The sequence below is a fragment of the Candidatus Gracilibacteria bacterium genome (assembly GCA_028687475.1).
Taxonomy (GTDB): domain Bacteria; phylum Patescibacteriota; class Gracilibacteria; order BD1-5; family UBA2023; genus STC-74.
This window is the reverse complement of sequence record JAQUAB010000001.1, coordinates 399,503-413,909: the sequence shown is the minus strand read 5'-3', so window position 1 is coordinate 413,909 and position 14,407 is coordinate 399,503. Positions and strand designations below refer to the sequence as shown.

At 42.3% G+C, this 14,407-nt stretch carries 10 protein-coding genes and 1 tRNA gene; 7 read left to right on the top strand and 4 right to left on the bottom strand.

Going from position 1 to position 14,407, the window contains the following annotated elements:
* Nucleotides 1–156: 156 nt before the first annotated feature.
* The 4 genes from PHY14_02055 to PHY14_02040 form a co-directional block, all read right to left on the bottom strand.
* Nucleotides 157–1,566 carry a hypothetical protein gene (locus tag PHY14_02055; GenBank protein MDD2693690.1) on the bottom strand — a complete coding sequence of 470 codons (1,410 nt, stop codon included), beginning with the start codon at nucleotides 1,564–1,566 and terminating at the stop codon, nucleotides 157–159.
* A 61-nt stretch (nucleotides 1,567–1,627) separates the two neighbouring features.
* The gene (locus PHY14_02050; protein MDD2693689.1) at nucleotides 1,628–2,350 is read right to left on the bottom strand and encodes a M15 family metallopeptidase; all 723 of its coding nucleotides are present in this window, start codon (nucleotides 2,348–2,350) and stop codon (nucleotides 1,628–1,630) included.
* Nucleotides 2,351–2,412: 62 nt separating this feature from the next.
* Entirely contained in the window at nucleotides 2,413–3,357 is a 945-nt protein-coding gene (locus tag PHY14_02045; GenBank protein ID MDD2693688.1) for a magnesium transporter CorA family protein, read from the bottom strand.
* 118 nt (nucleotides 3,358–3,475) lie between these two features.
* Nucleotides 3,476–3,559: transfer RNA gene (locus PHY14_02040), tRNA-Leu, on the bottom strand.
* 96 nt (nucleotides 3,560–3,655) lie between these two features.
* Here PHY14_02040 and prfA point away from each other — a divergent pair.
* The 7 genes from prfA (at nucleotide 3,656) to PHY14_02005 (ending at nucleotide 14,376) form a co-directional block, all read left to right on the top strand.
* Entirely contained in the window at nucleotides 3,656–4,762 is a 1,107-nt protein-coding gene (gene prfA / locus PHY14_02035) for a peptide chain release factor 1 (protein ID MDD2693687.1), read from the top strand.
* Between the two features lie 120 nt (nucleotides 4,763–4,882).
* Nucleotides 4,883–5,131 carry a hypothetical protein gene (locus PHY14_02030; GenBank protein ID MDD2693686.1) on the top strand — a complete coding sequence of 83 codons (249 nt, stop codon included), beginning with the start codon at nucleotides 4,883–4,885 and terminating at the stop codon, nucleotides 5,129–5,131.
* Between the two features lie 106 nt (nucleotides 5,132–5,237).
* Nucleotides 5,238–5,900, top strand: a complete 663-nt coding sequence (locus tag PHY14_02025; GenBank protein ID MDD2693685.1) for a hypothetical protein — start codon at nucleotides 5,238–5,240, stop codon at nucleotides 5,898–5,900.
* Nucleotides 5,901–5,966: 66 nt separating this feature from the next.
* Complete coding sequence (locus PHY14_02020) at nucleotides 5,967–6,935, top strand: hypothetical protein (protein MDD2693684.1); 969 nt, start codon at nucleotides 5,967–5,969, stop codon at nucleotides 6,933–6,935.
* Between the two features lie 94 nt (nucleotides 6,936–7,029).
* Nucleotides 7,030–9,393: a hypothetical protein gene (locus PHY14_02015; GenBank protein ID MDD2693683.1), complete on the top strand. Its 2,364-nt coding sequence runs from the start codon at nucleotides 7,030–7,032 to the stop codon at nucleotides 9,391–9,393.
* Nucleotides 9,394–9,485: 92 nt separating this feature from the next.
* Nucleotides 9,486–11,579, top strand: coding sequence for a hypothetical protein (locus PHY14_02010; GenBank protein ID MDD2693682.1), 2,094 nt, complete (start codon nucleotides 9,486–9,488; stop codon nucleotides 11,577–11,579).
* A 37-nt stretch (nucleotides 11,580–11,616) separates the two neighbouring features.
* Nucleotides 11,617–14,376 (top strand): hypothetical protein, encoded by a 2,760-nt coding sequence (locus tag PHY14_02005; GenBank protein MDD2693681.1) that lies wholly within the window; start codon nucleotides 11,617–11,619, stop codon nucleotides 14,374–14,376.
* Nucleotides 14,377–14,407: the final 31 nt, after the last annotated feature.

Genomic DNA, 14,407 nt, shown 5'->3' with positions numbered 1-14,407 from the left:
GGGGCGTTCGCTTATTTTCAGCTCAAACAGTTTGTGATTTTACACGGAAATCTTCGCGGACACATACGAGAAATTCGCATAACGAAGCGAGCAAGGAAACCACATCAATAGAATATGAAAACTTGCAAAATAAAGAAGCAAAAATTCCGAAACATTTTATTTTGATTTTTTCACGATTTTCACGATTTCACGTCCAACCGTCTGATTCTCACGACGATAGAGAAGACTACCTTTGCTCGTGTTGAGTTTCATTTCCCATGGAAGGAGTGAGACAACCTCGAATCCATTTTTCTCGATGACTTCGTAGATCTCACCGAAATACGAATACGTACCATGGATATTCCAGAATGGGAAGCTCATGACGATACTACCGCGGAAATTCGCATCAGCGAGTCATCGGAAGAAATCTGAATACATAGAAGCGAGTTTCTTGCGTTCTGCTTGTACTTTCTCGAGTCCGATATCGCGAGGAGACATAATCTCTCCGAGGAATCCTTCACTCACGATAGCGAGATTGAGTCGGTGGAAATCGATGGTTCCGAGTTTTTCTGCTGCATCTTTCACTTTCCGTGCATCGAGCTGGACTATGGAACTTCGGAAATCAGAAAAATCCTTATTCGGCGTTCCTCATACGGCACGGATGCGTTCCTGCCACATTTTCTCGGTCTTGATGAATTCCTCGAGACTATCAGTACTTGCACGAACCATTTCCGCAGAGATATCACTTCCATAGACTTCTGTGATTCCCATATTCGCGGCTTCGATGAGGGTTGTTCCGAGTCCACAGAATGGATCATAGAGAGAAATCTCTGAAAAACGTCGAACTTCTTCGTTATGAGAAAAATCTTTTCAGTCATTTACTATGGATGTAAACTCCTTTCAAAGATTTTTTCTTGCCTCGAATTTCTCGTTTTTGAGCGATTTCTCTGATACTGATCGTGCAAGATTGATCATCATTTGTACGAGTTTCGGAGGCATCATCCCGACTATCATATCGCGAGACTTTCCTGTATCACGGTTCGCATATGCATCGATATCCTGACAGGCAATAGTTACGCCGAATTCTTCTCCTGCGGGTGTCTGAATAAGGTTGTATTCTGTCTGAGATTTTCCGAGTTTTTCTCGTTTGAATACCGCACTGACGATATTCTTGTTCTCGATATTGACGAGACGTGCAGAAAAGCCTCTTTCTTGAAGCGTTTTCTTGATGCGGAGTCCGATATTCGATACAGGGAAATCGATACCATAGCTTCCGAGAGCGAAAGTCACTTTGCCACCTGAATTTTGAATCTTTCATTTTGAACTTTGAATTTCATGAATGACATCAGTCGGGAATCGTTTTGTATCCGTTTCTCCGAGAATCTTGATGATACGGATAGAACCTCCGATAGTGAGAAATTTTTTCGCGAGCTGTTCATCGCTATAGCCATGGATCTGGAAAATCGCAATTGTCTCAGTATGGATTCGATATGCGTCTGCACCGAAAACAGCAAAAAGTTCCGCAAGAGAAAGCTTCCACTCGCGACCGAGAGTGAAGGCGTAGAGATGAGTAGATGAGTTGTTCATGCGGTGGAGTATAGGGAAAAAATGAAAAATGACAAAAAAGAAAACCCTCTGAGAGGGTTTCTTATCTCCGCGCGATGATTTGTTGGAATCGGACATATTCTGTATAGGTCCATCCGAGATTCCGGAGCTTGGTTGCCATATCGACACCGACATATCTCCAATGCCAAGGCTCGACTTCATAAGTGTCGATGGCTTCACCTTTTTGATAACTCTGCGTCCATCCATATCTTTGAGCATTTTCCTTGAACCAAGCGATATACCGTCGATAATTCTGATTCGCTTCATAGTCACGTTCTGTCGTAGCATCGAATACATCCATCGCGAGTCCGAGTTGGTGTTCACTGTATCCAGAAGGAGCACATAGGGAGTCAGTACACTTTCCGAGATCCCACATCCATTGTTGGTAGGCGGCACTTCGGTACGTACTGATGACTGTGAGGGGAACGCCGAACTTTTTCTCGAAATCTGCTGCCATAATCCAGAGTGAGTCGCGTGCTTCCTTCCGCATTTTGAGTCCACTTCGACCAGCCATGTTGATATGTTCATTGTTGATGGGAACGAGATCATCTGGTTCATAACTTTTCTCATTGAGCGGAACGTCTCGGCTGACAAAACGAAAAATACTCGAATCTTCATAGAAGGGAAGTACATCATATCATTTGTGAATGATGCCAAAAGATGGCATTTTCGTTATTTGTCCAGTGATTGATTTCGTATCAGATTTCTCAGGAGAAATCCCTGTCCCAGCCATGATAGTAGAACCTGACTGGAGAGAGTCTGCCATACTAAAATGGCTCATGAATCAGAAAAAAATAACTGCGAGAATGAGTAATATTTTATACATTATTAGATAATCTTCTTTTTTATAAACATATAAGTTACGAGAATGAGCATGAGACTCAATCCACCGAGTGTGCTCCACATGACCGTGTCACTGAAGGGAAGACTCTCGATATTCATCCCGAAGAATCCAGTTACCAACGTGAGTGGGAGAATAAAAGCAGAAAAAACGGTGAGATAGGTAATCGTGGTATTGGTCTGAAGTTCGAAAACACTCTTCAGTGTGTCTTCCATGGAATCGATATTTTCCTGAAGGAGTTGTACTTCCGAAAAGATTTTATCGAGCTTGTCTTCCAGATTTTCGAAGTAGAGTTCTACTTCATCCGAGAAACGTTCCTTCATGCGGATTTCTATCATCTTGAGTACTGCAATCTGTGGCTTCATCATGTGCTTGAGCGTGATGATATTGCGTTTGCGCGTCATGATACTCTTGATGAGTTCGGTTCCGCGAGAATTGAAGAGTTCTCGTTCGAGTACTTTGAGATCTTTTCCGAATCGTTCCAGCATTTTCATGGTTTTATCGAGAAAGTTTTCGATAATCTCATAGAGGAGAAAAGCAGGCGTAATATGTTCACCATTTTCGATGCGCGTTTCATATTTTCCATAGACGCGTTTCATCGTCGTCGATTGATAGTATCGGAAACTGATGAGATAGTTCTTCGCGATAAATATATTCAATTCGTTGTGAATGTATCGTTCTGTGTTGGGTTCGTATTTCGGAAAGTGGAGGACAACGAAAAGATAATCGTCATAAGTATCGATACGTGCGTATTGATTTTCTTCGAGTATCGCATCTTTATCGAGTTCATGGAATCCGTATTTCTCCACGATCATATCGATATCGTCGAGCGATGGATTGATATAGTCCTGCCAGACTCAAGTATGTTTTTTTATGAGAGTTGGTGTTATTTCATCTTTTTTTGCTGATGTTTGAGTCCTTTTGATTGGCATGGTTTCTTGAAATTAAAAATTCAAAATGAAAGATTTAAAATCTTATCCAAATCATTTAAGTGCGTATTTATATAATATTTTCTTCTAAATTTTGAATTCAGAATCATGAATTTCTAAATGGTGCCCAGAGCGGGACTTGAACCCGCAAGCCGTGAAGCAGAGGATTTTGAGACCTCCGTGTATACCATTCCACCACCTGGGCGCGACAGCAGAATATAAAAAAAGCGAGCGAAGTCAAAGCGAGAATTTTGTTCTTGAACACAATTTTTACACTCGACTTTTTTCATTTTTGTATATAATGCAACTCTCGAATTTATCTATTACCGTCTATAACGTGAAATTCCAACTCGATAATATCATCACTGAATACGAAGCACTCGAAGCTGAACTCGCAGATCCAGCTATTTATAGCGATGTCAAACGTCTCAAAATGACGAACCAGAAGAAGAAAAATCTCGAAAAAACCGTTGATCTCTACAAAGAATATAAGCTTCTCTATGCGAACTATGATGAAGCAAAAGAACTCGTGACGAATGAGAAAGATCCAGAAATGCTCGAGCTCATGAAGGCAGAGATTGCTGATGCAGAAGCGCGTATTCCAGTTCTCGAAGAAGCACTCAAGATCGAACTTCTTCCGAAAGACCCGAACGATGACAAGAATATTTTTCTCGAAGTTCGTGCTGGAGTCGGTGGTGATGAGGCTGGGCTTTTCGCACTCCAACTCGCTGAAGCCTACAAGGTCTATGCGCGCAAAGAGGGATTCAATGTGGAAGTGATGTCTGAATCTTGGAATGATGCCTGAGGATACAAGGAAGTGACCTTCAAGATCGAAGGTGCGGGTGCCTATTCTCGGTTCAAGTTCGAATCTGGAGTGCATCGTGTCCAACGTATCCCAACGACAGAGAAAAATGGGCGTGTCCATACATCGACGGTGACGGTGGCTATTATGCCAGAAGCGGAAGATGTGGATATCGAGATTCGTGAAGAAGACCTCGAGATTATCGCTTGTCGTGCGAGTGGAGCAGGAGGACAACATGTCAATAAGACCAATTCTGCCATCCGTGTCGTACATATTCCGTCTGGACTGGCGGTCGAGTGTCAGGATGAACGATCCCAACTCCAGAATAAGATAAAGGCTATCTCTGTGCTGAAGGCTCGTCTCTATGCTCAAGAAGAAGAGAAAAAGGCGGCTGCTGAAGGAGCTGCCCGTCTCGCACAAGTCGGATCTGGAGATCGCAGTGAGAAAATCCGAACGTATAATTTCCCACAGGATCGTATCACGGATCATCGTATTGGACAGAATTTCTCGAATCTTCCTGTTATTATGATGGGGGATCTCGGCGATATTATCGACGCTTGTGCTATCGCAGATCAGACAGCAAAGCTCGAAGCTGCAGCAGGGTAGTCTTCAATGGGTGGACTAGAGCCATTTCTTACGAGATGGTTCTTTTTTAGAGAATCATTTTGTTTGACAATACAAATTTAGTATATATTATTTTCTTCTTCTTCATTAAACTTTCCATATATGATAACCGTTTGTGTATATCCAGAAAATCTTTGATCTCCAGATAGGCCTCGAGAAACGGCTGATAAGCTCATCGCACAGCTTCAACAATCACCTCCACTTCCTTTTGATCTTGCTTTTCAGTTCAAATATGGTCGTGAGGTTCGGGATGCTCTTTGAGGTCGTCATCCCGCCCGAGCATATATGGGAGAAGTATCCAATATGCTTCGGGCATATATCGCAAATCTTACCATTCAGTTCTTGGATTAGTTTATTTTCCCCGAAAATATGCTTGACATTTTATAAAAATATATAATATTGAATTTACAAGAAAGAAAAAATACTTTCTGAGAAACACTTCTAACAATTTCTATATATGAAAAAACTTCTTCTCCTTGCACTCGCGATCGCAGCACTCTTTCCACTTTCCCAGACATTCGCATATCCTGGATGTGATCGTGCTGATATCATCGTCGGTGGGCAAGTATGGGCAGGTTGCAATGCAACTACACAATCAAAAGGATCATCTGTGAAATCAGGTTGGTTTCTCGCTGGAGACAAAACCGCCTCATTTCTCTCCTATAATGGCTGGAATCAGCGTCTCGAATTCAATGGAAAATACAAGACTCAGGATTGGGGATGGACGGTTGGTCCATGTGCTCGTGGATATCGTATTCCGACTCGTGGAGATTTCGAGACGGCTATCTGGTACTCTCGCCTGAATAATACTTCGCTTGCGTCACTTCTCACTCTTCCAGAGAATGGAGGATACCGCACATATCGTGATTCTGATGGTGATCTCATGGTGGAATCTCAGATGAATGTTGCTGGTTCATACTGGACATCGACGAAGGAAGATATCTATGGACTCCGCAATATCGTTCTGCATCTTGGCACTGTATATTCTGGATATCGTATGGATGGAACCGATGGAGTCTGGAATAATGAGAAATATACTTGGCAGTACGATGATGCTGGACTCGAACTCGTTGGTGGAGAAGTGACTGAGATGGCGAATGTTCGGTGTATTCGTAGTTAGTGCATATTTTTGCTTTTTCCCGTGACTCATGGTAAGATATCGTCATTATGCGATATCTTTTCTTTTATGCGTACTACTCTCATCACTCTTGCGGTTCTTGTCCTTATCGGCGGTGGCATATTTTTCTTTTTCTCGAAAGGTGCTTCATTCGAAACTCTCTGGAATGCAACCCCAGCAGAACCATTGCCAACGAGTTATACAGACACGGTAGCTACAGCACAAAAAAGCGAATCAGAAGATATCGCGACGTACAATTCTGCTCTCGAAAAACAGGATGTGACGCTCTGTGATTCTATTGATTCAACTGCTCGGAAAACAGATTGTCAGGATACTATTCAGAGTGCTCAGGCTCAGTCGAATGATAATCTCGACGGATGTACCACTCTTTCTGATTCTGGCAAGACAATGCAATGTCAGGATAATATCTATGCTGCACGTGCTCAGAAAAATATAGATAAGACTCTCTGTTCGAAGATAGATGCGAAAAACCTCAAGAGCTATTGTGAAGAACAAGTGGATACGAGAAGCCTTCAGGATGCTCTGGAGAACAATATGGTTTCAGAATCTTTCTGTTCGAGTCTCGTGGAGAGTCTTCAAGATGAATGCAAGTCTTCACTCACGCAAGTGGATGATACAGCTATCTATACGGAGGCAATCAAGAAAAAAGATCTGAAACTCTGTGATACACTATCGAATGAAGATATACAAGGGAGTTGTCGAGATGCGATTATTCTTCAGATGGCACTCGCGGAACAAAATGGTGATTATTGTGCATCGATTTCTGATACAGAAAAGAAACAATATTGCGAATCAACACTGAACAAAAAAAATGATGCAGAACGATTCCAGGATATTGTGGCGACGGGAGATATAGCTCAGTGTAATAAACTTTCTGACAAGACTCTCCAGTATCAATGTTCTGATATGATTACGCTCGCACAAGTTCGAGTGACTCATGATAGCAATCTCTGTGGCGATCTCTTCAATACAGGAATGCAATATGCATGTGTACAGATTGCCAATGCAAATAAATAATAAACTATAAATATATTTTGGCTAGGTAAAAACAAGTGAAATACTTGCAAAAATTCGTAGAAACAAAAAAAGAGTGATATGCTTTTCTCATCGTATGTTACTCTTTTTTCGTTTCTTCATCAGTGCTGTTGCGACTTTTCTCGTCTTTTCTGGAACGAGCGTTTTTGCAGCAGTTGGATTCCAGAGCTATACGCCAGCAGCGAAGATATACCTCACAGGGTCAAATACTCAGGTACATTTCGATGTAGCGGAGGCATTGTATGATGCTGCTTCTCCTATTTCTGCACCATTGCTCGATACGAATACGAGGACTTTCTCTGGTACGTTCTATCTCTCTGGAGCAGGATGGGTACTCATGAATACAGGCAGTTATAGTATATATTTGGATTGTGGTACACAGCCGATTGCATGACTCACATCGAATTGTACACTGTCTGGCACTGCATGGAGTGAGACTATTGGCGATATTATTTTTGATCGAAGAGCACAATATCTTCCAACAACAGGAACACTTTCAGGGAAGATTACTACATATATTGGCGATATATCACTCAGTGGAGTCAGTTTGCCACTTTTGCCAGCATCTTTCGGAAGTGCAACATATACGCTTATGGCAGATCATGCAACACATTTTGATATAGTACATCCAGAAATCTATGAGTCAACGGGCGGACTCTGGTCATCGACTTTTTCTCCGATAGGAATTCCTGGTCTTACGAGAATATATTCTACCAAGAGTATGAATGCAGATCTATCGTTGGCTTATATGTATTCTCTCGAGATTATTGATCCGAATGGAAGTGTGACCCGATATATATATGATGTACAGAATAATGTTCCTGCGACTGTTCTAGTGAGTGGGAATCTGATAGAATCATTCTGTACGAGTGCTTCTGCTGATGCTCGATGTCCACTCTCACCGATGTCATTCGAATATACTGTGAGTGGAATTCCAGGCTATACTACGGTAGCAGATGGACAATCTTATGTCGATGCGTATATGAAGTTCCGTGATCGGTATGGAAATCAGATTGTAGGAGGAACTGTAGAAATCGAATATACTACTCCTACGAAACAAGTCCAAGTGAGTCTCGCAGAGACTTCTCATTTCTGATATTCTCCAGATGGAGATGCGATTATTCCTGCTGGTGGAGTGCTCGTGAATTTTCTCGATGGTACTACTTCTACACCTTTTCCTATTCTCCTCATTGGGCAAGACATCAACTATAGTTTCGCTTCGTACGCTCCAGGAACTATCCAGCTCACGAGTCTCAAGTATAATTGAGTTGATGCAGGAATCGTGAGTCCAAATATCGAGTTCACTCCTTGGTATGTAGTAGATTCACTTTCTGCATCGGATATTCGTATCGGAGAGGAGTCGATATTCGCAGGAAATGTATCGACTCATTCTGCTCGTACGGATGCGGTTCCGATGGTGATTCATGGTATCTCTATCGGCGATGGAGCATACGCGACATTCGCGGACTTCACGAGTACTCCGATGCTTGATTGCCAAGCGAATCAGAAAGATATATCGAGCTATCAGAATGCGTGTGATTGGTCGAGTATGGATGGAAAATATCTCCCAGCAATATATACGAGAACACTCGATCCCGCGGGTGAATCATACTCTTTCTCTGGAAAGTATAGCCCGATAATCGATCTCCCATATATTCCACCAGAACCAGTTATATCATCGGATTATATTTCCTATAGTGTAGATGGACGGACGATACTCTATCCGAGCATGTCAAATCCATCTTCCCTCGGGGCTTCACTCTTTCAGAATCTTCGTATCCGTATTCTCGGACAATCACAGGAGACGAATTGGTACAATGGTATTGCTGGAACATATCAGACGAGAGTAGACTTTCTCAATACTATCAGAAAAAATATCACACTCCTTTCCCGTAATCGTACAGATTATTCTCAGGCGGATTATTCCTATACCGGTGCCACACAACATATTACGAATAGTAGTTTCGATACCAAGCGAACGATTATTGTCGAAGGGGAAGATATTTTTATCGATGGCAATATCGATCTACATGATCGATCACTTGCTCTCATCGCACTGAAGAATCAGAGAACAGGAATCGGAGGCAAAATCCATATTGCACCGAATGTGACAGATGTGCATGCGACACTGATCGCAGAGAGTTCTATAGATTCATCCGGAGAGAATCAGCTCTATATTCATGGTTCTATCGTCTCGAACAATACTACTGGAGGCGCGAGCAAATCTCCTGTTGAGTGTCCGTATTTTGTCGCGACTTGTGATCTCGCGAAAGCCAAGCTCTATGATCTCGAATATTTCCGCAATGCATATCTGGATCTCACTGACAAAACAGGGCATACCGCATCGAGCACTACAGCACAACACTATCCTGACGTTTCTATGATTATCGAATACGATTCTCGTGTCCAGCAAGACCCACCACCTGGACTCAAACAGTAGATTCCATATAAAATATAAAAATAGTCAAAAAACTATTGACAATACAAAAGTATAAGTATTATGTATAAGATTTAATACTTATACTTTTTCGTATGAAAAATGCTAGAAACAATGTATGGCGCTCATTGGCTGCAGGTATTGCTCTCGCTGGAGCGGTGCCAGGAGTACAAGCAAGAACTCAAGAACTAATGAATTACTTTTTTAGTGCTTATGCTCCTACTCCAAAGGAGGGGAATAATGTGGCATGTCAGCCAAATAAGTCAGATGCACAATATCATCAGCATCTCACTGATGCTCGTGCTGTATATGCGCGTTGTGACCTCGCAAACCATGCTACTCTCGATACTCTTTGGAAAGTATTGGCTGATGCTAATCTTGATGGGCATGTAGATAAGCGAGATATAGGTATGTTATCGGGAAATCAACTAGAAAAATCAATCTCGGATATTGAGAATATAATGATAGAACAATGACAATTAGAACAATTCTATAGGAATGTTGCTTCCATATTCAAGCGATCTGGTGTAGAAATTCCAGATATTCAGACCAAAGAATCACTCCTTGAAGCAATACGTCAGAATCCTGAACTTATTCAGGCATTTCATATTGGATGGAATGCAGTTCTTCTCGAGGGAATACCATTCCAATTTCTCCTCCAATATGGTGAAAATGCAGATACGGAATGGCAGAAGAATCTACAGATAATCGAATCTCACCCAGAATATGGAAATCTTCTCGCTGAAGTAGCTCGTGCCGAAGCGGATCTTCCGAGGACAATCGATGCGCTTCTGGCTCAAGGAAAAATCACAGATGCAGTTCACAAGCAGGCACTTCTCGATCTTCAGAAAAATATCGATTCCGGGGAAATAAAGAATATGCTTCTTGCCCAAGCTCTTGTCGTCGCGCCAGAACTTATCGGGTCTTATTCAAGTTCTCATGCACAAGTGTCACTCCAGAATACCGGAAGAGAACAGATGGATGTATGACAATATAAGATCAAGTTCGGAATCAATGCTGGAGTTCAGGATACCAGCGAAGGAACAGTAGTAGTTCTCATGACAAGTGTTGGAGTGAAGTATCAACTCGATGGATCATCTCGTATCACTGCGAATATTGGAGTGAATTCTGGTCAGACAGGAGTATTTCCTGTGGCAGGATTTTTCTATACCAAGACCCTGAATCAGGAAGCATATACTGCAGCACCACTTTCGGATGTGAATACTATCAAGACAACAGCATCAGGATGAGTTGGGTATGGACTGACATGACCACATATAGCGCTCGGATACCGAGAAGACACAGGGGCAACATTTACCGAGAAAATCAAATTATCCAATGAACTTATTGAGACAGCATTTTCTTGCAATGCAAGTGATACTGTCGATGCTTGTATGGAGCGTATTCAAGATTTCGTTGCATCAGATATAGGAAGAAAACTTGATATTCTCGATATTCGTGCGATTCGTGGTCGCCTCATGGGTTCACAGTTCGATACTGCTACTTATGCCCGCAAATTGCAGATTCTCAAGCGTGAGAAAAAGCTCGTGAAATATATGTATCTCGAATATCTCGCTGCAGGAAAACTCGGAGAAACCAAGATCGCACTTGCAGGAGTGTTGCTCGGAATATTTGGTATCATGCCAGGTGTAAGTATCGATTGGCTCGATACAGAGAATGCGAGTGATTCTATCGCACAAGCTCATGCACATCTCCTCTCACAAGGATACAATACACAGGCTTCAGAATCCATGAATCCAGAAGAAGTAGTAGCGCTTTTCGACGGAGTATTCCGACCATACGCGAAAGTGTCGTATGAGAATGGTACTATTATTCTCACGGCGCGGAATACATATCTCCCATTCGGAGATGATATGGGTGCTCCGAAGAATCTCACAGATGAACTTCGAAGAGCTGGTATACAGATTACTTCCGATGCAAAAGATACAAAAGTCAGTCAGAATCAAATTATTCTTCCGCTCACAGATATCAAAGAACTCCAGCTTGATTCCTATTATTGGAAAGATGGATTGACTCTGGGTGTAAAACTTAGAACAAGAACTCGTAGTAATGCAGAGATGAAAAATACTCATGATCCAAAGAAGATAGCTGTACAAAAATATACTATCATTGTGGCACGTAAACCAACGACTGCTACGCCTCGAAGTATAGGTATCGGGGCAAGATAAGAACGTTTCTATTTATTTACTCGTTTCTATTTATTATATGCTTTCAATACATCCACAATCCCCGAGTATTCAGTCTGTAGGGATTCATCGCGCACAATTGGCAGAGGCATTGAATGCTTTCAAGGTAGCAGGTATGCAAATGGGGATTCTGTCATTCTGAAATACAGCGTATCTTGTGATACATAACCATATTTCAAAAGTTACGACATTCAAGAATATTGGATGCAAACCAAATGCATGAGAACAAACAGCTACAAAAGAAGATCGATTAGACCTTGATAATCTGCTTTGATGGGATTTGAGTTTTATTATGAATTCGATCCGCTCTCAAGGGGAACAAGTTGTAGTTTCTCCAAGAAATGGAGAGGTGCGTATAGAGAAAGAAAATGGAGTTGTACTCACTTTGGGAGAATATAAGTCAAAATCAGCTTATGTTTCATCAAATGATTGAACTATACTTGAGGAGGATGTTTCTGTAGGTAAGGGGGATGCACTCTTTTTTGAATGAAATGCATCACCAGCGGTAAATATGGCTTTGGCAGGTGTACAGCTTGCATCTGGTATGCCTGCTCCCACATATTCAGCTATTACGATTGAGAATATTGGATGATTATTAGAGGATGATTCTTCTGAGTTTCAGAATGTATTTTTTGATACATTAAAGAGTGTCTGAGTGACGATTGGCGATATGATAGTTCCATCGGCTCATTGACAAGAAGTAGTAGAGATCGTTACTACTAAGACAAATGGAATAGTAGGGAGGAATCAGGAAATTGTAGATAAACTTCGTTCAATTCTCGACACCAGTTTCTGACCACGAGGAATTCATCTCCAGCACGTCAATGGTCAGGATATGATTGTCATTCCTGGTGCCAAAATTTCGGTCGATGACTTCGTTGCGAACGTTCAGAATGGTGATGTCCAATGAGCTCTCCGTGCATGGATATATGAAGCTCAGGCACATAATCTCTGAGGAACCTCTTCAGATATGAATTCTGCGAGTCAGATGAATCTTCCTGCCGATTCCAAAAGTCTCACTGTTTCTGCTGGTCCAATTGTTGGGAATACTGCTGGGTCTGGACTTCGATTCAAGACGGTCTATGATAGCGGTACTTGGTCACTCGGAAGCGAGATTATCCTAGCTACAGAACTTCAGAGTTACTTCCTCGCTATAGGATTCCAGATCACTCAGGAAGTGAATGGTATGATCAGTGTAGCAGCAGTCACTCAGGATGCAGCGAAGGCTCTCGGGAATTCAGAATATCATGGCGATCTCAGTGCTATCAGTCTCTCAGCACAAGTGAACTATCGAAATGCATTTATCCGATTTCTCCATGAACAGGGAATAAGTACCACTCTTTCTGAAAAATCCACTATCTCCACAACGGTCACTGAAGAAGCATTTATGAATTTTATCCGTACGACAACGACCACGATAAAATGAAAAGAAACTACTCTTTGGGATGCTTTCTCACGTACTACACTTCTCGCTGGATACCGTTGGGATATCGGAGAAAATGGCCAACTCGTCGCATCAGCAGGAGTGAGCAATGATCCTGTGAATGGGACACGTCCAGTCGGAGGTGCTGATTATACATACTATGGTGACACATGGAAGGCAAGTCTCGGTGTACACGCCCAAGGAAAGACAAGAGTCCTCTCTGCGACATATACAGGACAGATCAATGAACATTGGAGTGGGGAAGCACATCTCAGATATGTACCTGCACAGGGTCCAGCTCGTGCGAGTGAACTCGTTGGTGTGAGTCTCGAATATGATTCGAAGCCAACATCACTCACAGCAGAGAAGAAATTCGTCCGTCCGAATGCAGATGGTACAACTCCAGTTCCTGCAACACTTGTCTGAGAAGCAGTCGACAATCCTATTCTGAAGCCCAATCCTACAACACTTGGGGAGGTGAAGCGTATTATCACAGAGACTCGTGCAACAAGTTCTGTAGATATGGCACGACCAGCAGCACCAGCATGTACTGCTGATGATATTGCGAATACGATCAACTGTGGTTCTCTTGATCCAGCAACACTTGAAGTATCTATGAATGGTGGAACTTCATGGTCAGGGTATAGTGCGAGTGCTACCTATCCAGGGAATCAGACGGTTCTCATCCGTACAAAGTCAAGTGGAAGTACTCCTGCGAGCATGGCAACATCGCTCACGTTCACAGAAAATATCGTACTGGTCGACCATGCCGAAGTCGTCACTCTCCCAACTCCGACGATCACTGCGACGAGTATCATCTTCGTAGGAGGAAGCGTAACTGATAGTGATAATCCTGGAGGCTTCACACCAAGTATCAGCTATCTCGTGACTGATGCGAGTGGTAAGCTTGTCTCTGCATCATCTCTCACTCCGAATACGGCGTATGCATGGCAGATGCAGTATACGACCTATAACGGAGCAACGAATACACTCACAGTAAAGAAAACAGTAAAACAAAGCTTCACGACACTTGATGTTGCACCAGTTGCCAGCGGTGCCTTCGCAAGCCTTGCAGATATGACAGTGAGTGACAATGCTTGATTTGGTCTAATTACCATAAATGCAGGATGAGTTACTGATCCTCTCGGTAGAACCATCACGTATTCAGCAAACGGATTACCAAACGATGCAAATGGGAATTTGAGTATTAATACTTTAACAGGGGTGATTTCCGGAATATATGATGCTCAAGGGGCTTTTGGAGATATTACCACATTCACTGTTACCATCACAGCTTCCAATGGAACCGGGCAGATCCAGAAAACATTCACTCTCTCTACTAAAAATGATGGATAATTATATTAAACTATATAAAAAGCGTTTCTAC